A 21,586-nucleotide genomic window follows, 5' to 3' on the forward strand; every position below is an offset into this window, starting at 1 on the left:
GACCCGTGCTTTTCAGCGACGAGGAGTACCAGACGCGACTCTCGGGCGTGCGGCAGCGAATGGCGCGACAGGGCTTGTCCGCCCTTCTGGTGACCGACCCCGCGAACATCTACTACCTGACCGGGTACAACGCGTGGTCGTTCTACACACCGCAGCTCGTCTTCGTTCCAGCGGACGGGCCGATGCTGCTCTTCACCCGTGCCATGGATGCGGGCGGCGCCTTCCGCACCGCGTGGCTGCCTCCAGACAGCATCGTGGGCTACCCCGAGGACTACGTGCACCGGCCGCACATCCACCCGTTCGACTGGGTTGCGTCCTCACTGCGTGAACGTGGCCTCGTCGCCGGGGCCGCCGGCGGTTGCGTCGGGCTCGAGATGGACTCGCATTTCTTCTCGCCCAGGGCCTATCGCGCCTTGGTGCATGCCCTGCCGGAGTGGACGTTCGTGGACAGCTACGAGCTCGTCAACTGGGTCCGGTCCGTGAAGTCGGCGGCCGAGATCGAGCTCGTGCGCAAGGCCGCCAGCGTCTGCGGGGCTGCGATGGAGGCTGCGGTCGAGGCGATCGACGTCGGCGTCCGCCAGTGCGATGCTGCCGCTGCCATCAGCCACGCGCAGATCACGGGCAGCGGGTCGATCGATGGTGACTACCCCGCGATCGTTCCCATGCTCCCGACCGGCGAGGCCGCGGACACGCCGCACCTGACGTGGAGCGCAGATCGGTTCGAAGGCGGGCAGGCCGTCGTCATCGAGCTCGCCGGGGCGCATCGCCGCTACCACGCCCCGCTCGCGCGCACGGTGACGCTCGGGCGGGCGCCCGACCGCCTCGCGAAACTCGCGGGCGCGGTGGGCGAGGGCATCGACGCGGTGCTCGGCGCCGTCCGCCCCGGTGTCCCTGTCCGCGATCTCGCCCAGGCGTGGAACACGACGCTTGCAAGGCACGGCCTCGAGAAGCCCTCCCGCATCGGCTACTCGATCGGCATCGGCTACCCGCCCGACTGGGGCGAGCGCACCATCTCCATCCGGGCCGAGGACGAGACCGTCCTCGCCGAGAACATGACGTTCCACCTCATCGGGGGCATGTGGATGGACCACTACGGCTACGAACTCTCCGAATCCATCCGCGTCGCGCCCGACGGTGTGGAAGTGCTCACGAGCTTCCCGCGCGACCTCATCCAGAAGGGACGGTGAACCATGTCCACCGAGAACCTCTCCCTGCTCTCCCGCGAGAGCCTGCCGCTGGCCGATCGCGCGAGCAGCCTCGTAGGATCCGTCATCGACTCCAGTACCTCCCTGCTCGCCTCGATGCAGCATGACATCGTCCGTTTCGCCATGGGCTCGCCGGCAAACGAGGCGGTTCCGCTCGAGGAGTTCCGCGACATCGCAGCGCAGGTCATGGACTACGGCACCATGACCTACGGTGCCACCGAGGGAGAGCCGGAACTCCTTCGGGCTCTCGTCGACTACCTCTCGCAGACGAACGATCCCACCCACGAGGACCGCGTCACGATCACGGCCGGAGGCATGCAGGGCCTCGACCTCGCGTGCAAGATCTTCATCGATCCCGGCGATCTGGTGATCGTCGAGAGCCCGACCTACACGAACGGCAGCGCCACCGCCTTGAGCTACGGCGCGCAGCTCCTCGAAGCGCCGCTCGACGAGAACGGCCTCGTCGTCGAGGCCCTCCCCGACCTTGTCGCCGCGACCGGCCGCACGCCCAAGGCGATCTACACGATCCCGAACTTCCAGAACCCATCGGGGACTACCCTCTCGCTCGAGCGCCGCGAACTGCTCCTCGAGCTCGCGCACCGATGGAACGCCGTCATCATCGACGACGATCCGTATGGCCTCCTGCGCTTCGAGGGGGCTGACCTGCCGAGCCTCCAGGCGCTCAGCCCGGGGGACCCGCTGCTCTTCTCCGTCCGAACCTTCTCCAAGATCCTTGCGCCCGGGCTCCGCGTCGGCTGGGTCGATACGCACCCGGCCCTGCGCCAGCTCGTCATCAACGCGAAACAGGCGATGGACACGTGCACCAACGTTCCCGCACAGCACATCGTGGCGGAGTTCATCAGGCGCGGACGGCTAGACAGCCACCTCATCGGCCTCCGTGCCGAGTACCGCCGGCGGAGGGACGCCATGCAGGCCAGCATCCGCAGGCACCTGGGCGACCGGGTTGCCACCACGGACCCGGAAGGCGGCTTCTTCCTGTGGCTGACCCTCCAGGGTGACGATGCCCGCATCTCGGCGCGCCGCCTTTTCGAAACCGGCCTCGCGGAGGGCGTTGCCTTCATTCCCGGCCCAGCCCTCTCGGCGGAGGGAAGGTTCGACGACGCGCTGCGGCTCTGCTTCGCCACAAGCACTCCCGAACGCACCGACGAGGGAGTCCAGCGGCTGCGCCGCGCCATGGACCTCGAACTCGCAGGGCTGCAGGGGGACCGGTGAACGTGAGCACGTCGCTCGAGGACGAGGTCCTCGAGCTCATCACCCGGGAGGACCTCGTCTCCCTCACGACGGCGCTCATCTCCGCCGGCGGTGAGAATCCGGGTGGGGCGGAGGAGGGCACGATCAAGGTGCTCGACGCCTTCTGCCTCGGCGCTGGCCTCACGACCCAGACGGAGCCCGTCGCACCGGAACGCCCGAATTTCACGGCCGTCCTTCCAGGAGGCGGCCAGCCGGGCCTGCTGTTCCTCGGGCACTCGGACGTCGTCCCCGCCGGAAGCGGCTGGGAGCGCCCGCCGTTCGAGCCGTACGAGCGTGACGGCCGGCTGTACGGACGCGGTTCGACGGACATGAAGGGCGGCCTGGCCGCCGTCGTCGTCGCGCTCAAGGCCCTCAAGGAGGCCGGCGCGGAGCTTCCCGGAGATGTCACGCTTGCGTGCACCGTGGACGAGGAGGACCTCGGCATCGGAATCCGCGCGTACACGCGCGCCCACGCCGGGGAACAGTTCTCGGCCTGCATCGTCGCCGAACCGACGGATCTCGACACGGTGATCGGTTGCCGCGGCGACAGCTACATCGAGGTCACGGTCCGCGGGAAGTCCGCGCACTCGGGCCGGCCCGAGGACGGCCGGAACGCCATTGACGCGGCGGCGCAGGTCATCCAGCTCGTCCGGGAGGACCACCAGCGCCTCCAAGCAGACCGGGACGCCCTGCTCGGCGCCGGCAGCTGGAACACCGGGACGATCCGGGGCGGCAGCGGCACCTCGATGGTGGCCGGCGAATGCGCCCTGTCGCTCGACCGCCGCCTGATGCCCGACGACGATCCCCACCTGATCCTCGCGGCGCTGCGGGAGCGGGTCAGCGAGGCGGGCATCGATCAGGATGGCATTGACGTGAGCGCATCTGTCTCGATGGAGATGCCGGGATTCCGCACGGCACACGACCATCCGCTCGTCACGGGAGCAGTCAGGGCCCTGGCCGACTGCGGCGTGGCGAGCACGATCGGCGGCTGGACGGCGGCATGCGACGGCGGCTTCATCGCCCGGGACTTCGGCATCCCCACCATCGTCGTGGGACCCGGTGGCCTCAACGATCAGGCGCATCAGGTCAACGAGTCGGTCAGCATCGACGAACTCATCGCGGCGGCCCGGGCCTACGCGCTCATGTGCCTGCGGCACGGCGACAGCTCGTAAGGCACCGACCGGACCCAGCAGGCAGCAAGGAGGGCAGTGGAGGGATGAGTTCCTCCACTGCCCTCCTTGCTGCCCGAGGCCCGCAGGTCCGCAGGCCCGCAGGCCCGTCTGGGGGCCTTGTCAATGCTGTAGCACCGCTCGAAGAAGGTCCTCTGTGCGATCCGTGAAAGGCCACGGCACTGCCAGCACAGCACGGCGACGGGCGTTGCCGCGGCAGGATCACTGCCACGGCAACGCCCGGTTGCGTGCTCGGGGGGCGGCCGACGTCGACCGGCCCCCCGACCGCTAGGGGTCAGCCGTTCCGCGTCGCGACGCGTGCCCGCTTCGTCCTCACGGCGGACTGCGGCCTGCCCTCGGGGAGCTCGGTGCCGCGGAGCGAGGCGCCGACGGTCTCACGCATGAATCGCACCGCGACGAGCCCGACGACGCATGCAGCCATCATGGTGAATGCCGGGACCAATGGGTTGTGGAAGGCGTCGATGCCCGCCTGGTTGTACAGCGGAGCCGTGCCGCCGAAGAGGGACGTCGCGACGTTGTACGTGATCGCGAACCCCGCGTAGCGGACATGGGCCGGGAACATGGCAGGGAAGGTGGCCGAGATCGTGGCAAGCTGCGGGATGAACAGCAGTCCGAGCACGGCGAAGGCGATCAGGGCCCACCAGAACCCGTTGGACATGAGCATGAACATCGGGATCGACATCACGAACAGGCCGATCAGCGAGAAGTACCACATCGGCTTGCGCCCGACCCTGTCAGACATCGCACCGAAGAACGGGATGACCAGCATCATGACGAACTGCGCGACGAACATGATCGTGAGCACGGTCTGGTTGGGAAGGCCCGCCACACCCTCAAGATAGGTCGGCATGTACGTCAGGAGCGTGTAGTCGACGACGTTGAGTGCGATCACGAGCCCCGCGAGGGTAAGCATGCTGGGCCAGTACTTCACGACCAGGTCCCGCAGCCCCATCGTCGCGGACTTCTCGGCCTTGCCCGCGGTCTCGAGTTCCTGGAAGACCGGGGTCTCCGCGAGGCGGGTCCGCAGGTAGAGGCCGACGACGCCGAGCGGCACCGCAAGCAGGAACGGGATGCGCCATCCCCAGTCATTCATGGCCTGGCTGCCCACAGTGGTCTCGCCGAGGAGCACGATGAGGGAGCCGAATGCGAACCCCGCCAGCGTGCCGAACTCGAGGAAGCTGCCGAGGAAGCCGCGCTTGTGGTCCGGGGCGTACTCCGCCATGAAGGTCGCAGCCCCGCCGTACTCGCCGCCGGTCGAGAACCCCTGGATGGCCCGCAGGACGATCAGCAGGACCGGCGCCGCGATCCCCAGCACGCTGAACGAGGGCAGCAGGCCGATCAGAGCCGTTGCTGCCGACATGAGGATGATGGTGAGGGCGAGGACGCGCTTGCGCCCGAGCCGGTCGCCCAGCGGCCCCCAAACCATTCCGCCGAGCGGGCGGATGAGGAACGAGAACGCGAACGTGCTCAAGGCCAGAAGCGTGCCGGCCTGACCGGGGAAGAAGTTGTGCGTGATGTAGGTGACCGACACGGCGTAGACGCCGTAGTCGAACCACTCCGTCGCATTTCCGATCGCCGAGGCGGCGACGGCCCTGCGGATCGTCCGGGCGTCCGGGGCTGGCCGACGCACACCGGTGTGCGGCGACGCGGCCGTCGAGATGTCCTGCGGCCCCTGCGCGGGACCAGCTTGCTGGGATTTCATGGATGCCTCCACTCGAAGGATGGGTCGCGGGCTCGCGGCCCGTCGTCTGGGTTTGGGGGATTGTTGGGTGGATGGGTCAGGGGCGGGGCGCCGCGACCTGGGACGCAAGCGCTCCGGGCCGCGCGGTCCCCCAGTCCGCAGCGGCCTCGTAGGCCCGAGCGGCACGGAGGACCGTGCGGTCGGCGTGACGGGGCCCGACGATCTGGAGTCCTGCGGGCAGGCCTTCAGCCGTGAAGCCGCACGGAACGCTCATGGCCGGCTGCTGCGTCATGTTGAACGGATAGGTGTACGGGGTCCAGCTCGTCCAATGCCGGGAGGGCCAGCCCTCCGGGACATCGCGGCCCCGGGGGAAGGCCGGGATCGGCAGTGTGGGTGTGAGGATGAGGTCGTACGTCTCGTGGAATCGGCCCATGGTCACGCCGAGGTCCATCCGCACTGCCGTCGCGTCGAGGTAGTCCGAGGCGGTGATCTCGCCCTGGTCCTCGATGCTCTGGCGGAGGCCGGGGTCAACGTGGCGCGCGGCATCCGCCCCGTACGCCTCGAGCACCTTCGATGCCCCTGCAAACCAGAGGACATGGAAGGCCTCCACCGGATCGGCGATCCCGGGATCCACCTCCTCGACGGTCGCACCGAGACGCTCGAACACTCCCGCGGCGTCCCGCACGAGCCTGTCGACGTCGGCGTCGTTGTGCCCGAACCCCAGCGTCGGCGAGAACGCGATGCGGAGGCCTTGGACGCCGTCGTCCAACCCGTCCATGAAGGAACCGGCGGGGGTCGGCAACGCGGACCAATCGCGGGAATCGAATCCGGTGATGACGTCCATGAGCAGAGCGCTGTCCGCAACAGTCCGAGTCATGGGGCCAGCGTGGGCCAAGGTCCCGAAGGGGCTCGCGGGAAACATCGGCACGAGGCCGTAGGTGGGCTTGAGTGCGACCGTCCCCGTGAAGGCTGCGGGGATCCGGACAGATCCGCCCCCATCGGTGCCGACAGACCACGGACCCATGCCCATGCCGACGGCGGCCGCGCTGCCTCCGCTTGAACCCCCGGCCGTGAGGTGGGGCGCCCGGGGGTTGCCCGTCGAGCCGTGGCGCATGGAGTCGGTGACGCCCTTCCACGCGAACTCGGGCGTTGTCGTCTTGCCGAGCAGCACCGCGCCGGTTTCTCGCAGGCGTGCGACGCACGGTGCGTCCTCCTGCCAGGGCCGATCGGCGTCGATGAGCCGGGTTCCGCGGAGTGTGGGCCACCCGCGTGTGTAGAAGATGTCCTTGATGGAGGTGGGGATGCCGTCCCCTGGACCGAGGACGCGTCCCTCCCGCCACCTCCTGGCGGATTCCCGCGCGTCGCGCAACGCCTCGTCGGCATGGACGGCGACGAACGCGTTCACCTCCGGATCTCCGGCCTCGATGGCGTCGAGGGCAGCCTGAGCCGCCTCGACGGGAGAGAAGTCGCCCCTTCGGTAGCCCTCCCGTAGTTCCACCGCCGTCAATCGCGACAGTTCGTTCATTTCCTCTTCCTCTCTGCGTCGTTACCCCGCTTGCGAGGCTCCTACGCGGCCGAGATCACGGCTCGGTCTGCAGTCCGGACCTCGTTCCAGGTACTCCGGTTCATTTGTAGGATTGTAGACAACCATACTCCGAGTAGTGACCTGTGTCACCCCCGGGAAACCCTGTGCATTCGGGTCCGCGGCAAGCAGAGCGTCGGCGAGCGCTATGGGGAACAGTCGAGGTGGGTGTTATGATTGTAGACAATCTTCCCATCTGTGGGGGCCTCTACGACCGAGAGGAGATGGCCATGGCGCATCAGTTGCTCCAGCCTGTCGTCCAGGAAACGACGCCCGCTCTCATTGCCCGTCAGCTGCGCAGCGCCATCGGCCAGGGAGAACTCGCACCGGGCGACCAGCTCAACGAAGCCGAACTCAGCCGGCGCCTCGGGGTCAGCCGTGGACCCCTTCGGGAAGCGATGCAGCGCCTCACTCAGGAAGGGCTGCTCGTGAGCATCCGCAACCGCGGCGTGTTCGTCATCGAGTTCACCGACAACGACGTTCGCGACATGTACCTCGCGCGGGCCGCCGTCGAGCGCGCCGCCGCCGCGCGGGTCATCGAGCTCGACGCCGCCGCCGGAGGCACTGGCCTGCTCGAGGTGGCCGAACGCATGCGGGACGCTGCCGAGCAGAACGACGCCGATGCCCTCACCGAGGCGGACGTCGAGTTCCACGCGCTGCTCGTCTCACTCGCCAAGAGCCCGCGGCTGTCCAGGATGCACGACACGCTCATGGTCGAGACCCGCATGTGCATCACAGCCCTCGCCAGCCGGTACTCATCGCACATCGTGCGCTACGAGGAGCACCACGAGATCGCCCGAGCCATCCGCGACGGGAAGGCCGAGGAGGCCGACCGGCTCCTCGTGGAACACATGGACGACGCCGTGACGCGGCTCACGCAGGCACTGAGATGGCCTGAACGGGCACAGACGAAGGGGGGCTCCGACAGGACCTGTCGGAGCCCCCCTTCTGCATGTCTGGTTCCGTGTTTCGGCGCGAGCGGCGCCTGCGCGGCGGCGTCGGGTCAGGGCATCAGACGCGCGGAACCGCCATGTACTTGTACTCGAGGAATTCCTCGATGCCCACGCGGCCGCCCTCGCGCCCGAGCCCGGAGGCCTTGACGCCGCCGAACGGCGCAGCGGGGTTGGAGACGATGCCGGTGTTGAGGCCGAGCATCCCCACTTCGAGCGCGTCACCGACCCGGAAGCCCCGGTCGATGTCCTGCGTGAACAGGTAGCCGACGAGCCCCCACGGGGTGTCGTTCGCCATCGTGACGACCTCGTCCTCCGTGTCGAACGGGACGACCGGCGCCACTGGCCCGAAGATCTCCTCGGCCATGAGGTGCGCGTCCGGGGAGACATTGCCGAGGACGGTGGGCGTGTAGAAGTAGCCGGCACGTTCCGGCCGGGCCGCGCCGCACACCACCGTCGCGCCCTTCGCGACCGCGTCGTCCACGAGCTCCTGGACCTTGCGGAGGGCCTTCTCCTCGACGAGGGGGCCGACGTCGGTGCCGGCCTCGGCGCCGTCGCCCACCGTGAGCGCGCCGAGACGGTCGGCGAGCCGCCGCGCGAACTCGTCGGCGACGGAGCGCTGCACGAAGAGGCGGTTGGCCGCGGTGCAGGCCTCCCCCATGTTCCGCATCTTCGCCGCGACCGCACCCTCGACGGCGCGATCCAGGTCAGCGTCCTCGAAGACGATGAAGGGCGCGTTGCCGCCGAGCTCCATCGACGAGCGCATCACATGCTGGGACGCCTGCTCGAGCAGCCGGACACCGACCTCGGTCGAGCCCGTGAAGCTGATCTTGCGGGCGATCCCGCTCGACATCCACGGCGAGACCACCGACGAGGCCTTGGTCGTGCACACGACGTTGAGGACGCCCTCGGGGAGGCCCGCATCGACGAGGATGTCGACGAGGGCAAGCGAGGACAGGGGAGTGAGGTTGGCGGGCTTGAACACCATCGTGCAGCCGGCTGCGATCGCTGGGCCGATCTTGCGCGTCCCCATCGCCAGGGGGAAGTTCCACGGCGTCACGAGGACGCACGGGCCGACAGGCTCGCGAGAGACGAGGATGCGGTTCTTGCCGTCGCCCGTCGTGGTGAGGTCGCCGCCGATGCGCACGGCCTCCTCAGAGAACCACCGGAAGAACTCCGCCGCGTAGGCGACCTCGCCCTTCGCCTCGGCCAGCGGCTTGCCCATCTCGGTGGTCATGATGAGGGCCAGTTCGTCCTGCCGCGCCATGATGAGCTCGTAGGCGCGCCGGAGGATCTCGCCGCGTTCCCGCGGCGCCGTCTTGGCCCACTCCTTCTGGACGCGGCCGGCGGTCTCGATCGCGCGCTGCGCGTCCTCGGGTCCGCCGTCGGCGACGGTGGCGATGACTTCCTCGGTCGCCGGATTGACGACGTCGAAGCGCGCACCGGACGCTGCCTCGCCCCACTGGCCGCCGATGAAGACGCCGGTGCTGATCTTGGCGATCGCCTCGCGCGCCGTGTCCGAGGTCCTGAGATCGGTGAGGTTGGTGGTCATGTGAGTTCCTCTGCTTCCTTGGTGAGAACGTCTCTCGTGGTCATAGGTGTCTGATGGGTGTGTAGGGCGGCAGGCCCCGGGTCGAGGATCTGTGCGAGATGCAGGCCCGGCCTCGAGTGGTCGAGCTGGTCCACCTGCCTCGCGCACGAGAACCCGTCCGTGAGCACGGCGGCTTCCGCCGGAGTGCCCCGCAACGCGGGGGCCAGGGCGTTCTCGGCGACCTGCATGCTCACGTCGAAGTGGTCCCTCTCGAAGCCGAAGTTGCCGGCGACGCCGCAGCACCCGGTGGCGTCCACGACGTCGCGCACCCCGGCCGCGCGGAGCGCCGTCCGCTGGGCGGCGGCGCCGAAGACCGAGTACTCGTGGCAATGCGTCTGGAGGATGGCCTGCTCGGGGACCGGTTGGGCCGGTGTCGGGTCCCAGCCGTGCGCCACCCTGCCGGCGACGTGCGTCGCGAAGCTGCGCACGCGTGCCGCGACGCGCTTGGCCTGGTCCGTGTGCACCAGTTCGGGGAGGTCCTTGCGCAGGGCCGCCGCACAGCTGGGTTCGACGACGACGATCGGCCGGTCCGTGCCGTCGTCGAGCGCCTCCGCGGCATTCGCGAGGAGGCGCTTCGCCGTCCCGAGCTGGCCCGTGGAGATCCACGTGAGCCCACAGCAGGCATCGGCGGAACATTCGACGGCGCCCCCGGCCTGGGCGAGGACGCGGGCTGCCGCCCCCGCAACCTCTGGCCTGAAGCCGCGGGTGAAGGTGTCGACGAAGAGGACCACTCCGTCCGGGCCGGGCGAACCGCCGGGGGCTCGCACCCCGGCGTCGGCGATCTCGCGCCTCCACTCGCTCGCCCCCGCGAACCGCGGCAGCGCCCGCTCGGTGGTCAGCCCACCCGCGGCCGCAAGCGCCGTGCCCAGCGGTGAGGCCATGACGGCGTTGACGAGTCGAGGAAGGCGCCCGGTGAGCTTGAGCCACCTCGGGAGCCAGCCGAGCGAGAAGTGCGAGAGCGGGCGCAGGCGGCCCTGGTAGTAGTGGTCGAAGAACTCCGACTTGTACGTGGCCATGTCCACCCCGGCGGGGCAGTCGGTCGAGCAGGCCTTGCACGAGAGGCACAGGTCGAGGGCCTCCCGGACCTCCTCCGAGCGCCAGCCGGCCTCGACGCTCCGCGCGCCGCGGACCATGTGCTGCAGGACGCGGGCGCGCCCGCGGGTCGAGTCCTTCTCGTCCCGCGTCGCCCGGTAGCTGGGGCACATGACTCCGCCTGTGTCCGACCTGCACCGGCCGACGCCGATGCAGCCCTGGACGGCGTTGACCCAGCCGTCGGTGCCCGGCCGGGCGGGCCGGAGGTCGAAGCTCGTGCGCCACTCGCGCTCGGGGACGCCGGCGAGCGCCAGGCTGCCGTCCATGGGATCGGGATCGGTCATGGAGCCCGGGTTGAGGATGCCTTCGGGGTCCCACAGGCGGCGGGACTCGGCGAACGCGCGCATGACCTCGGGCGAGTACATGAGCGGCAAGAGCTCCGACCGTGCGCGGCCGTCGCCGTGCTCGCCCGAGAGCGAACCGCCGTGCTGGACGACGAGCTCGGCCGCCTGGCGCGTGAAGGCGCGGAAGATGGCCCGTCCTTCTTCGCTGCGCAGGTCGTAGGTGATGCGGATGTGCATGCACCCGGCGCCGAAGTGTCCGTACATCACGCCCGTGAGCCCGTGCTCGGCCAAGAGCGTCCGCAGGTCCGCGAGATAGCCGGGGAGGCGCTCCGGCGCGACCGCGGAATCCTCCCAGCCGGGCCAGGACTCGCCACCGCCGGCAAGCCGTGAGGAGAGCCCAGCGCCGTCCTCGCGGACCCGCCAGAGGGACGCGCGCTCCGCGGGGTCTGCCGCGGCGCGCCCCTGGACGAGGCGCCCATTCTGGGCGAGCCTCGCCAGCAGCAGGTCGGCCTGCTCACGCACTGCGGCCGGATCATCGCCGTCGAGGTCCACGAAGAGCCACGCCCGCCCGTACGGCAGGCCGAGGACCGAGTCGGGCCCGCGCCGGTGCCGCATGGTCGCGACGATGGCCTCGTCCGTGCCCTCGACGGCGGCCGGGCTGAACTCGAGGATGGTTGGGATGTCGCGGGCGGCCTCGACGACGTCCTCGTAGCCGAGGCAGACGAGCAGCGCGCTCGCCGGCTTGGGCACGAGCCTCATGCGGGCGCCAACGACGACGGCCCACGTCCCTTCGGACCCGACCAGGGCCCGCGCGATGTTGAACCCCTTCTCCGGCAGCAGGTTCTCCAGATGGTAGCCGGAGACCTGCCGCGGGATCCGACCGAGCTCGAGCCGCAAGGCAGCGAGGTGCTCACGGGCAAGCCGTTCGAGCGAATCGCACAGCTCGGCCGCGCGGTCTCGCGAGAACGGATCCGCGGGATCGGTGGCCCGGAGGCCGGTCCCGGTCGCGGTCAGCCGCGCGCCGTCGGACGTGACGACGTCGATCTCGGCGACATGGTCCGACGTGCGTCCGTACCGGACCGAGTGATTGCCGCACGCGTCGTTGGCGATGGCGCCCCCGACCGTGGCGCGGTTCTTGGACGAGGGGTCCGGGGCGAAGGTGGAGCGATTTCCCGTGGCCTCTTCGACCTCCCGGGACAGCGTGGCGAGGACGACGCCGGGCTCGACGTCGGCCGTCCCCGAACCCTCGTCGATGCCGAGGACGCGGTTCATGTGGCGCGAGAAGTCGAGCACGAGCCCGGGGCCGACGGCGTTGCCGGCCATCGACGTGCCGCCGCCTCGAGCGATGAGCGGCGTCCCGGCCGACCGGCACGCGGCGACGGCGGCGATGACGTCCTCGACGGTCCTGGGGAAGGCGACGGCGATCGGTTCCACGCGGTAGTTGGAGGCGTCATAGGAATACTCGGCGCGACGCCTGGGCGATGCGTCCGCCGGAATGCCCGCCTCCGCGAGTTCGGCGAGCAGCGCCGTGCGAGTTTCCAGCATGGGGGGCCTCAGGCGTGGGATACGGCGGGAACCGCACCTGCGACGGCGGCAACAGCGGCCTCGAAGCGCTCGAGTCCGAGGGAGACCTCCTCGGGCGTCACGACGAGTGCCGGGATGAGCCGAACCACGTTCCCGGAGGGGCCGCATGTAAGGGTCAGGAGGCCCTCACGGGTCGTGGCCTGCTGCACCGCGGCGGCGGTGGAGGCGTCCGGCGTGCCGTCCGGAGCCATGAACTCGATGCCCTGCATGAGGCCGAGTCCGCGGACGTTGCCGATCCCGGGGAATCGGCTCTGGAGTTCCTTGAGGCCCGCCTGCAGCTCGTCGCCGCGAACGCGGGCGTTCTCCACGAGGCCCTCGTCCTCGACCACGTGGAGCGTCGCGACGGCCGCGGCGGCCGAGACGGCGTTGCCACCGTAGGTACCTCCCTGCGAGCCGGGCCAGGCCTTGGACATGGTGGCGGTTGGGGCGGCGATCGCGGAAATCGGGAAGCCGGAGGCAATGCCCTTGGCGGTGATGAGGATGTCCGGGGTGGCGGTCGAGTGCTGGTGCCCCCAGAACTTGCCCGTGCGCCCGACACCGGCCTGCACCTCGTCGAAGATGAGCTGGATCCCATGCCGGTCGGCGCGTTCGCGCAGCCCATCCATGAATGCGGGCGGGGTGGGGAGGTAGCCGCCGTCGCCGAGCACTGGCTCGATGAGGAACGCAGCGGTGTCATTGGGGGAGGTGCGCGTGTGGAAGAGGTAGTCGAGCTCCTTGAGCGCGAACTCCACGGCCGCCGCCTCGTCCCAGCCGTAACGGAAGGCGTAGGGGAAGGGCGCCATGTGGACCCCGGACATGAGCGGTGAGAAGCCGGCGGAGAAGCGCGTTCCCGCGGTCGTGAGCGACGCTGCCGCGACAGTGCGGCCATGGAAGCCGCCCTGGAAGACGATGATGTTCGGGCGCCCGGTTGCCATGCGGGCCAGACGGATGGCCGCCTCGACAGCCTCTGAGCCCGAGTTCGCGTAGAACACGGAGTCGAGGCCCGCGGGCAGCACGTCGCCCAACATCTCGGTGAGCTCGAGGAGCGGCTTGTGCATGACCGTCGTGTATTGGGCATGGATGATTTTGCCCACCTGCTCGCGCGCGGCCTCGACGACGCGGGGGTGGCAGTGGCCGGTGCTGGTCACGCCGATCCCGGTCGTGAAGTCGAGGTAGTCGTTGCCGTCCGTGCCGTGGATCCAGCTGCCGAGCGCGTGGTCCACGACGACGGGAGTGGCCTGCTTGAGGATGGGGCTGAGAGTCGTCATGAAGTTCATTCTGAAAGGCGGATTGCATGATTGTCAACAATAATCAGGCCCCGTATCGTGGATCTTGTGATTGAGCACACAGACTCCCCTGCCCGCCGTGAGCGTCGCGACCGACCCAAAGCAGTTGTCCTGACGTCCCAGACCACGGCCCCTCCCTACAACACCCGGGCCCTCGAAGAGGAGGCCGAGCTGGTCTGGGCCACTGCGGAAACCCTTGCGGACGCCCTCCCCGGCGCCGAGATCCTCTTTGTCTGGGACTTCTTCTCCACCGCGCTCCGGGACGCCTGGGACCACGCCGATTCCCTGCGCTGGGTCCATGTCGCCGCCGCCGGCGTGGACACGCTCCTGTTTGACGCCCTGCGGGAGTCCGACGTGGTGGTGACGAACGCCCGCGGCGCGTTCGACCAGCCGATTGCCGAGTTCGTCCTCGCCTCGATCCTCGCCCACGACAAGCTGCTCCACGAGAGCAAGGACCTGCAGCGCGAGGGCGTGTGGCGGCACCGCGAGGTGCGGCGTACGGCCGCTCGCAGAGCGCTTGTGGTCGGCACAGGCGGCATCGGCCGCGCCACCGGCCGGCTGCTGCGGGCGGTCGGCTTGGAGGTCATGGGTGCGGGCCGGACGGCGCGCGACGACGACCCCGACTTCGGCGTGATCGTCCCCACCGGCGACCTTATCGAGCACGCCGCATGGGCCGACCACCTCGTGCTCATCGCGCCGCTCACCGAACAGACGCGCGGAATGGTCAACGCCGAGGTGCTGACGGCCATGCAGCCGACGGCCCACCTCGTCAACGTGGGCCGAGGGCCCCTCGTCGACGAGCCGGCCCTGGTCGAGGCACTCCGCTCGGGCGCCATCGCCGCGGCGTCGCTCGACGTCTTCACCCAGGAGCCCCTGCCCGCCGGCCACCCGTTCTGGGCGATGCCGAACGTGCACGTATCGGCGCACATGAGCGGCGACGTCGTGGGGTGGCGGGACGCGCTCGCCGACCAGTTCGCGGAGAACCTCACTCGTTGGCTCGCCGGTGCCGAGCTCGTCAACGCCGTCGACAAGGAGCTGGGGTATGCCCGCGGGCACTGAGTAGAGCTTCTACGGAGCAGCACGAAGGGGCGGGGCCGGCATGTCGCCGGCCCCGCCCCTTGCGCGTCACCCGCGCTTCAGTCACAGTGCACCGGCGTCAGTCTGCGGCCCGATCTATGATGAGCCGCTCCCCCCGCGCCCCGCCCATCCAGATGTCCTGGCTGGCGGCAGCGAGCTCGTCCAGGCCCTCGACAATCGTGGCGAACACGTTCCCGGGGACCCACCCGACGTCGCCGTTGAGCAGGAGGTTATTACGGCCGTAGAAGTAGGCCAGGTCGATGAGGAGCCGGTTCTCGACAGTTCCGGCGGTCTCCTCGTACCCGTAGGCCGGGTTGTTGAGCACACCTTCGAACGTGAAGTAGCACAGATCGCCGGGAATCGGCGTCACGGTCTGGTTCTCAGGCCCGGGCTCTTCCTCTGCGAACGCGTGCACGAGGGTATAGACCTCGTTCCGCGCGTACTTGCCGTGGAAGACCTGCCCCGCAACCGGAAGCGCCTGCCAGACGGCCTCCGCCGTGCGCGGGGCCTCATCGTCGAGCAGCTTCGCCCGGGCGGTCACGCCGCGCTTCTCGAGGGTGACAGTGATGTAGCGGGCCATCGATTCTCTCCTTGCTGTCAAAGTTGTCCGAGTCGTCCGAGCGCTGGCTGATGGAGCACCGCCGCCAGACCCTGTGATTGTCGACAATCCAACTGTAGACTTTTTCTTGTTACCTGCACCACTCCCGAAAGGCATCCATGAGCACCGTCGCCATCCTGTACCCGGGACACAGCGCCGAGGACGAGTTCACGCGGCTCGAGACCGTGATCCCCGAGTCGCGGTTCCCCGTCATCCACACGTGGGAGGGCAGCACCGACCACGACGTCGACGCCCTCCTCAAGCTCGGCTCGCGGGAACTGCTGGCCCCGCCGGCCGCGCAGGCGCGCGCCCTCGCGGCCGATTCCGTCATGTGGGCCTGCACATCGGGGAGCTTCGTCTACGGCTGGGAGGGCTGCCACGATCAGTCGGAATGGATCCGCTCGGCGAGCGGCGCGCCGTCGTCCTCTACCTCATTGGCCTTCGCCGCCGCCGTCCACGAGCTGGGCGCCACGCGGGTTTCGGTCGCGGCGACCTACCCGGAGGACGTCGCCGCGCACTTCGTGAAGTTCCTCGACAGCGACGGCATCACCGTCACCGCCCTGTCCACGTATGACGTGCCCAGCGGGGAGGACGCCGGCCGGCTCGGCCCAGAGTGGGTGCTCAGCACCGCCGGGTCGGCTGACCTCACGGGCGCGGAATGCCTGCTCATCCCGGACACCGCCCTCCACACCTTGGCGGTGCTCCCTCAGCTCGAGGAGGCGCTCGGCCTGCCGGTGCTCACCGCCAATCAGGTGACTGCGTGGCAGGGCCTGCGGCTCGCCGGGAGCGCGGCGTCGAGCGACCGACTCGGGGCCCTGTTCCGGGCACGCTGACCCACGGGACAGAACGGTGGAGGACGGCCGGGCCCGTCGTCGAGGGCCCCGGCCGTCCTCGTCAGAACAACGCTGGGACTCGCGGATCGCCGCCATGGCCGTCGGCACTGACGGCCGACGGCGGCATCACGCCACGGGCGCCCGGCTCGCCTCCGCCAGCCTGTCGCCGCCGGGGAGCGCGAGGCCCAGCCTGCGGAGGCCAGCCCAGGCCGTGACCTGGTTGGCCGTCAGGACCGGCTTCCCAAGCTCGCGCTCGAGCGGGGCTATGAGGTCGAACGTCGGAAGATTCGTGCAGGCCACGAACACAGCTTCCGCGTCGTCGGAATCCGACCGGCGCACGAGCTCGGCGGTGACGCCGTACGGGACGTGCCAGATGAGCCGGTCGCGCCCGAGCCCGACGCAGCCGGTCACAGTGCGCCCGCCCTCTGCCAAGAAGTCCTCGAGCCGGTCCGTGAGCTCGGGGACGTATGGGGTGGCGATCGCGATCTTCCCGATGCCGAGCAGGTCGAGTGCCTCGAGGAGTGCCTCCGAGGTCGTCACGGAGGGGGCCTTCACCTCGTCCGAGATGGCCGAGGAGATCCTCCGCGCCCCCTCCATCCCGTTCACGAAGCTTCCCGAGGTGCACGCGTAGACAGCCGCCTCGGGCGAGACGGCAGCGAGGCACCGGGCGGTCGCACGAATCTCCTCCTCGTCCCCAATGGCGGATGCCATGGTCTCGTCCACGACGAGCGGATGGAAGGGGGTCCTCGCGAAGGCGAGCGTGACGTCGTCTGGCATCCATCGCCAGAGCTCCCTGTCGAGGGCCATGTCATAAGGGCTGACGACTCCGATGATGCGGGAGGCGCCCGGGCCGTCGGGGTCGAAGTCTTCTGTTGCGCTGATCACAGCTTATCCTCCCATAATGTCTGATCGTCAACAATAATCAACGTGGAAGGATCTCCATGATCAGCCACCCACCGTCCAGTGCCGCCCAGGGCCTCGCCCGCAGTGATCACGATGCCTACGTGTCCACGCTCCCGCCGGTGCCGCGGCCCGCGGGCAGCTACATCCCCGTCTCACGGGCCGGAAACATCGCCTTCACCGCGGGCCACACCCACGCCGTGCGGGGCGAGCTCGCAGTGCGCGGCGCGGTCGGGTCACCGGAAGGTCCCAGCCTCGAGACGGCCCGGGAGTGCGCACGGCTCGCCGTCAAGAACTGTCTCGCGAGCCTCGCTCACCACCTGGGTGGCCTGAGTGCCGTGGAGCGCGTCGTGCAGATGACGGGCTACGTCGCGGCGACGCCGGACTTCGCGGCGCACCCGCGCGTCCTCGACGGAGCATCCGAGGCGCTCGTCGATGCGTTCGGAGCCCACGGCCGCCCCGCCCGGGCGGCCGTGGGCGTCGCGAGCCTTCCGGATGGCGCGGTCGTCGAGATCAGCCTCGTCGTCACCGTCGCGGACCTCGAAGTTGAGCCCAAAGCCCCATAGTCCGGGCCCGATCGCCGGCGGTAGGGTATGCCATGACGACCATCCGGGTGCACGGACCGACGCTGAACCCCGCGCTCGGCGCGGCGGTCAGCGCGGCCGTCAGGAGGGGAGCCCTGGAGGCCGCGGGCGCCGGGGTGCGGGCCAGCATGCTGGTCACGCCCCGCCTCGCCGCGTTCCTCATCCGGGAGACGTTCCGCCGGTCCGGCGTGCAGATGGCCGCTTCCCTCATGCGCCACGCCCCCACGGGCGTCGAGGCCTACCGGGACCTCCGCTACGGCCCGGCGCCGGACATGCTGATCGATGTGTTCCACCCGGCCGACGGCGACGGCCCCCACCCGCTGCTGATGTGGGTGCACGGGGGCGGGTTCGTGGGCGGCTCGAAGGACGAGCTCGCCGGCTACCTCCAGATGATCGCGTCCAATGGCTACACCGTCGCGGCGCCCCGGTATTCGCTCGCGCCCCGGTACCACTACCCGTTGCCGGTCCGCCAGATGATGCAGGCCCTCGAGTTCCTGCAGGCCGAGAGGACCCGGTTCCGCCTCGACCCCGACCGGATCGTCCTGGCGGGCAACTCCGCGGGAGCCCACATCGCGGCCCAGATCGGCGCGCTCGCCACGACCCCGGGCTACGCGGGCCTCGTGGGAATCCCGCCGACGGTGGCGGCAGAGCAGGTCCGTGGCCTCGTGCTCGCGTGCGGCGCCTTCGACCTCGCGCTGACCCACGGGGTGGGCGGCGTCGCCGAGGCCATCCTGGTCCGGGCTGCCGGCTGGTCCTACTCCGGGCGGCGCAACTTCAACCGCGACGGCTCCTTCGCGGCGTGGTCGATCCCGGACTACCTCACCCCCGCGTTCCCGCCCACACTCCTCACGGCGGGAAACGCGGACCTTGCGGGCCCACACCGAGCGGCTGTACGACGCGATGCTGGACGCTGGACTCGAACCGGAGACGGTGTTCTGGCCGCCGGACCACGAGCCGGCCCTCCTCCATGAGTACCAGTTCGACCTCGACACGGAGCCCGCCCAGGTCTTCCGCAGGCGCCTCCTCGAGTTCCTGGCGGCGAAGACGACGCAGGACGGCATGGGCTAGCGGACGGCGCAGGGCCGCCCTGAGGGGCGTGCCCTAGGCGGCGACTCCCGCGCACGCGCGCTCGAGCGCCTCACCCAGCCGCGCGGCGTCGTGCGGCCCGGCGAAGATCTCGGTGCCCGGCTCGAGGGCGCGCCCGGCGGCGAGGGGGCCGGCGTCGACCGCGTCATAGCCGAGCGAGGCGATGAAGGCGAGCACGACGGCGCGCGCGGCCTCGTCGTCGCCAGCGGCGGCGAGGGCTCGGCGATCCGCCGCGCCGGCGAGCCGGCCGTCCGACTCGAGCTCGTGGTAGCCGATGTGGTTCAGCGTCTTGACCACGCGCGAGGCGGCGAGGAAGTCTTGGACCACCTCGGAGGTGCCGCGGCCCGTGTGCATCTCGGGCATGGCGCCGTCGGTGGGCTCCCAGTAGTTCATCGCGTCGACCACCACGCGGCCGGCGAGCACGGTCGCGTCGAGCGTGCGGAACTTGTGCAGCGGGAGGGCGAGGACCACGATGTCCGACGCCGCGGCCTCGCCCGCCGTGACCGCGATGGCCCCGGGCGTGATGATCTCGACGATGAGCGCGATGTCCTCGACGGGCTTGGCGGTGGCAATGCGGACCTCGTATCCGGCCTTGAGCGCCTCGCGGGCCACGGCGGTCCCGACGCGCCCGGCCCCGAGGATCCCGATGGTCCTGATGCCCTGCTCCATGCTGCCGCCCGCTCCCTCATGTTGTGGACTCGTCAACTATCTCGTCGAAGGCTTCAACGCGGGACGGCGGCGCGGCATTCCCCGCGATGGCCGGACATGGAATGCTGGCCCCATACCGCGCACGAGGCGTCCCACCCCTGGACGGGACGCCCGCCGGCGCTCGCTGAATAGCCAGCCACCCCGAAGAGGAGGACCCAGCATGTCCGATTGGCAGGAAGTCGTCACCCCCGGGCGGTTCGAGGGCCAGACCGTCATCGTCACCGGAGCGGGTTCGGGGATCGGGCGCGCGACGGCGCTGCGGGTCGCCAAGGAGGGCGGCCGGGTCATCGCGAGCGACGTCAGCCAGGAGCGCCTCGATGCACTCGTGGCGGAGAACCCCGGCCTCGCGATCGTGCCCGTCGTGGGAGACATCGGAGCCGAGGAGGCCGTCCAGCAGGTCGTGGCCGCCGCGGACGGCCGGGTCGACGCACTCGCCAACGTGGCCGGCATCATGGATCACTTCCACGGCGTGCACGAGCTCCCGGACGAGATCTGGGAACGGGTCATGCGGGTCAATGTCACCGGCGTCATGCGCCTCATGCGCGCCGTGCTCCCGCTCATGCTCGAGGCCGGCCGGGGCTCGATCGTGAACGTCTCCTCGGAGGCGGGCCTGCGCGGCTCCGCGGCCGGCGCCGCCTACACGGCGTCCAAGCATGCGGTCAACGGCCTCACCAAGAGCGCGGCGGTGATGTACGGGCGCAAGGGCATCCGCGTCAACGCAGTGGCACCGGGCGGAACCATCACGAACATCGAGGCGCCCATGGACTCGGACCTCGCGAAGGAGACCATCGCACCGCTCTTCGGCGTGGTCCTGCCGCCAGCAGCCCAGGCCGACGAGCTCGCGGCGGGCATCACGTTCCTGCTCAGCCACGACGGCACGAACATCAACGGCGTGGTCCTCGCCTCGGACAACGGCTGGAACGCGGTCTAGGAGATCGGCAGGGCCGCGATTGAGCCCAGAGCGTGCGGGTAGTGATGTACGTATCGAACCGCAGTCCAGCGGAAGGGATGAGACAGTGAAGCGGCGAACCGTCGTGCACGAGCACCGGCTGGAATGGATCCGCCGGCAGGAGGACGAGCAGTCCCCCGAGCAGGACGACGAGGCACCCGAGGATGGAGGCGGGAGCCAGGAGACGGGGCAGAAGGCGGCATGAGCCGGGCCTGAGTCCACCATCGGACTCCGTGCCGGGATACGATCCCGGCATGGAGTCCGTTGTTCTGTACCGCATGCGCGACGGCGTGGACCGCACCCGCGTCATGGAGGTCTACCCGCGCCACAAGGCGTACTACGAGAAGTTCAGGGCCGACGGCGGCGGCCTCCTCGCGCTCGGACCGTTCCCGCCCAACCCGGTCGCCGGGTCGATGGGCCTGTTCGCGAGCCGCGCGGACGCCGAGCGCTTCGTGGCGTCCGACCCGTTCGTGACAGAGGGCCTCGCCGAGCCGCACGTGTTGGACTGGGACCCGGTGCGGTTCGGGTAGCCGAGGCGTCGGGCGGGCTCAGCCGCCGTTCTGCATGGACGCGGCCCACGCGTCGATGCGTGCCTTGACCTCCTCGTCGGAGAGGTCCTCGACACGGGTCATGACGGACCAGCGGATCCCGAACGGGTCGCGGATGCTCGCGAAGCGGTCGCCCGAGACGAAGTGGGCGGCGGGCTCGCGGACGGTGGCACCGCGCTCGACGGCGCGCCGCACGGCGGCGTCGACGTCCGGCAGGTATACGGCCAGGGAGAGGCAATCGTCCTCGCCGGCGGGTGGCAGGACGAGGTGGTATGCGGGGTTCGCGTCGCCGAGCTCGAGGCGGCCGTTGCCGAAGTCGAGGACCGCGTGCGCCACGACCGGCGCACCGTCCGGCCCCGGGAAGTCGGTGCGGGACAGGAGCGTCGCGCCGAACACCTCCTGGTAGAAGCCGATCGCGTCCGCCGCACGGGCCACGACGATGAACGGGGTCAGCGACGTCGAGCCGCGAGGGGTGCCGTTCACGGTGTGCTCGCCGTGGGCGGGCTCAGTGAGGTCCTCTGCCGTCTGGTTCTCTGCCGTCTGGTTCTGGGTCTCTTCGCTCATGCACCCCACGCTACGCAGCCGGCGCGGGGCGCTCTTGAACATTCGCGCCAGTGTTCCGGGCCTA

The 21,586-nt window shown here is 70.0% G+C and carries 21 protein-coding genes; 12 read left to right on the top strand and 9 right to left on the bottom strand.

Annotated elements, in window-relative coordinates:
• The first annotated feature begins 5 nt into the window (after positions 1-5).
• From SCMU_RS18625 to SCMU_RS18635, 3 genes are read left to right on the top strand one after another with little or no spacing between them, the layout of a single operon-like run.
• Entirely contained in the window at positions 6-1,187 is a 1,182-nt protein-coding gene (locus SCMU_RS18625; protein WP_338027574.1) for a M24 family metallopeptidase, read from the top strand.
• Positions 1,188-1,190: 3 nt separating this feature from the next.
• Entirely contained in the window at positions 1,191-2,438 is a 1,248-nt protein-coding gene (locus SCMU_RS18630; RefSeq protein ID WP_229230571.1) for an aminotransferase-like domain-containing protein, read from the top strand.
• Positions 2,435-3,628 carry a M20 family metallopeptidase gene (locus SCMU_RS18635; RefSeq protein WP_229230572.1) on the top strand — a complete coding sequence of 398 codons (1,194 nt, stop codon included), beginning with the start codon at positions 2,435-2,437 and terminating at the stop codon, positions 3,626-3,628. Before SCMU_RS18630 ends, SCMU_RS18635 begins: the two co-directional genes overlap by 4 nt.
• A gap of 292 nt (positions 3,629-3,920) precedes the next feature.
• Here the strand turns inward: SCMU_RS18635 and SCMU_RS18640 are convergent, their stop codons facing one another.
• Together SCMU_RS18640 and SCMU_RS18645 are read right to left on the bottom strand one after the other, a co-directional pair.
• Complete coding sequence (locus SCMU_RS18640) at positions 3,921-5,348, bottom strand: MFS transporter (RefSeq protein WP_229230573.1); 1,428 nt, start codon at positions 5,346-5,348, stop codon at positions 3,921-3,923.
• Positions 5,349-5,424: 76 nt separating this feature from the next.
• Positions 5,425-6,852, bottom strand: a complete 1,428-nt coding sequence (locus SCMU_RS18645; RefSeq protein ID WP_229230574.1) for an amidase — start codon at positions 6,850-6,852, stop codon at positions 5,425-5,427.
• Between the two features lie 287 nt (positions 6,853-7,139).
• Here SCMU_RS18645 and SCMU_RS18650 point away from each other — a divergent pair, with 287 nt between their 5' ends.
• A complete protein-coding gene (locus tag SCMU_RS18650; protein ID WP_229230575.1) occupies positions 7,140-8,009 on the top strand; it encodes a GntR family transcriptional regulator in 870 nt (289 codons plus the stop codon).
• Here SCMU_RS18650 and SCMU_RS18655 read toward each other — a convergent pair.
• The 3 genes from SCMU_RS18655 to SCMU_RS18665 are packed head-to-tail and all read right to left on the bottom strand — an operon-like array spanning position 7,921 to position 13,657.
• Positions 7,921-9,411 carry an NAD-dependent succinate-semialdehyde dehydrogenase gene (locus tag SCMU_RS18655; RefSeq protein ID WP_229230576.1) on the bottom strand — a complete coding sequence of 497 codons (1,491 nt, stop codon included), beginning with the start codon at positions 9,409-9,411 and terminating at the stop codon, positions 7,921-7,923. The two genes, SCMU_RS18650 and SCMU_RS18655, sit on opposite strands and share 89 nt — an antisense overlap.
• Positions 9,408-12,371, bottom strand: coding sequence for an FAD-binding and (Fe-S)-binding domain-containing protein (locus SCMU_RS18660; RefSeq protein WP_229230577.1), 2,964 nt, complete (start codon positions 12,369-12,371; stop codon positions 9,408-9,410). The genes SCMU_RS18655 and SCMU_RS18660 overlap by 4 nt, the downstream gene beginning before the upstream one ends.
• A gap of 8 nt (positions 12,372-12,379) precedes the next feature.
• The gene (locus SCMU_RS18665) at positions 12,380-13,657 is read right to left on the bottom strand and encodes an aspartate aminotransferase family protein (protein WP_229230578.1); all 1,278 of its coding nucleotides are present in this window, start codon (positions 13,655-13,657) and stop codon (positions 12,380-12,382) included.
• Positions 13,658-13,714: 57 nt separating this feature from the next.
• Here SCMU_RS18665 and SCMU_RS18670 point away from each other — a divergent pair, with 57 nt between their 5' ends.
• A complete protein-coding gene (locus SCMU_RS18670; RefSeq protein WP_371829612.1) occupies positions 13,715-14,734 on the top strand; it encodes a D-2-hydroxyacid dehydrogenase in 1,020 nt (339 codons plus the stop codon).
• Positions 14,735-14,831: 97 nt separating this feature from the next.
• On the opposite strand, the gene SCMU_RS18675 is transcribed toward SCMU_RS18670, so the two are convergent.
• Entirely contained in the window at positions 14,832-15,332 is a 501-nt protein-coding gene (locus SCMU_RS18675; RefSeq protein WP_229230579.1) for a DUF3830 family protein, read from the bottom strand.
• A gap of 137 nt (positions 15,333-15,469) precedes the next feature.
• Here SCMU_RS18675 and SCMU_RS18680 point away from each other — a divergent pair, with 137 nt between their 5' ends.
• Positions 15,470-16,183 carry a maleate cis-trans isomerase family protein gene (locus SCMU_RS18680; protein ID WP_229230580.1) on the top strand — a complete coding sequence of 238 codons (714 nt, stop codon included), beginning with the start codon at positions 15,470-15,472 and terminating at the stop codon, positions 16,181-16,183.
• A gap of 126 nt (positions 16,184-16,309) precedes the next feature.
• Here the strand turns inward: SCMU_RS18680 and SCMU_RS18685 are convergent, their stop codons facing one another.
• The gene (locus SCMU_RS18685; RefSeq protein ID WP_229230581.1) at positions 16,310-17,068 is read right to left on the bottom strand and encodes a maleate cis-trans isomerase family protein; all 759 of its coding nucleotides are present in this window, start codon (positions 17,066-17,068) and stop codon (positions 16,310-16,312) included.
• 56 nt (positions 17,069-17,124) lie between these two features.
• Between SCMU_RS18685 and SCMU_RS18690 the strand changes: the two genes are divergently transcribed.
• From SCMU_RS18690 to SCMU_RS18700, 3 genes are read left to right on the top strand one after another with little or no spacing between them, the layout of a single operon-like run.
• Positions 17,125-17,649 (top strand): RidA family protein, encoded by a 525-nt coding sequence (locus tag SCMU_RS18690; RefSeq protein ID WP_229230582.1) that lies wholly within the window; start codon positions 17,125-17,127, stop codon positions 17,647-17,649.
• Between the two features lie 32 nt (positions 17,650-17,681).
• Positions 17,682-18,638: an alpha/beta hydrolase gene (locus tag SCMU_RS18695; RefSeq protein ID WP_229230583.1), complete on the top strand. Its 957-nt coding sequence runs from the start codon at positions 17,682-17,684 to the stop codon at positions 18,636-18,638.
• Entirely contained in the window at positions 18,598-18,735 is a 138-nt protein-coding gene (locus SCMU_RS18700; RefSeq protein WP_229230584.1) for a hypothetical protein, read from the top strand. Before SCMU_RS18695 ends, SCMU_RS18700 begins: the two co-directional genes overlap by 41 nt.
• Before the next feature lie 33 nt (positions 18,736-18,768).
• On the opposite strand, the gene SCMU_RS18705 is transcribed toward SCMU_RS18700, so the two are convergent.
• Positions 18,769-19,422, bottom strand: a complete 654-nt coding sequence (locus tag SCMU_RS18705) for an NADPH-dependent F420 reductase (RefSeq protein ID WP_229230585.1) — start codon at positions 19,420-19,422, stop codon at positions 18,769-18,771.
• Between the two features lie 199 nt (positions 19,423-19,621).
• Between SCMU_RS18705 and SCMU_RS18710 the strand changes: the two genes are divergently transcribed.
• The 3 genes from SCMU_RS18710 to SCMU_RS18720 all read left to right on the top strand — a co-directional run bounded on the left by SCMU_RS18710 (position 19,622) and on the right by SCMU_RS18720 (position 20,940).
• Entirely contained in the window at positions 19,622-20,392 is a 771-nt protein-coding gene (locus SCMU_RS18710; RefSeq protein ID WP_229230586.1) for an SDR family NAD(P)-dependent oxidoreductase, read from the top strand.
• Between the two features lie 85 nt (positions 20,393-20,477).
• Positions 20,478-20,615: a hypothetical protein gene (locus SCMU_RS18715; protein ID WP_229230587.1), complete on the top strand. Its 138-nt coding sequence runs from the start codon at positions 20,478-20,480 to the stop codon at positions 20,613-20,615.
• A 49-nt stretch (positions 20,616-20,664) separates the two neighbouring features.
• Positions 20,665-20,940 (top strand): YciI family protein, encoded by a 276-nt coding sequence (locus SCMU_RS18720; RefSeq protein ID WP_229230588.1) that lies wholly within the window; start codon positions 20,665-20,667, stop codon positions 20,938-20,940.
• 18 nt (positions 20,941-20,958) lie between these two features.
• Here the strand turns inward: SCMU_RS18720 and SCMU_RS18725 are convergent, their stop codons facing one another.
• Positions 20,959-21,522, bottom strand: a complete 564-nt coding sequence (locus SCMU_RS18725; protein WP_229230589.1) for a VOC family protein — start codon at positions 21,520-21,522, stop codon at positions 20,959-20,961.
• Positions 21,523-21,586: the final 64 nt, after the last annotated feature.

The sequence above is a fragment of the Sinomonas cyclohexanicum genome (assembly GCF_020886775.1).
In the GTDB taxonomy this organism is placed as follows: Bacteria; Actinomycetota; Actinomycetes; order Actinomycetales; family Micrococcaceae; genus Sinomonas; species Sinomonas cyclohexanicum.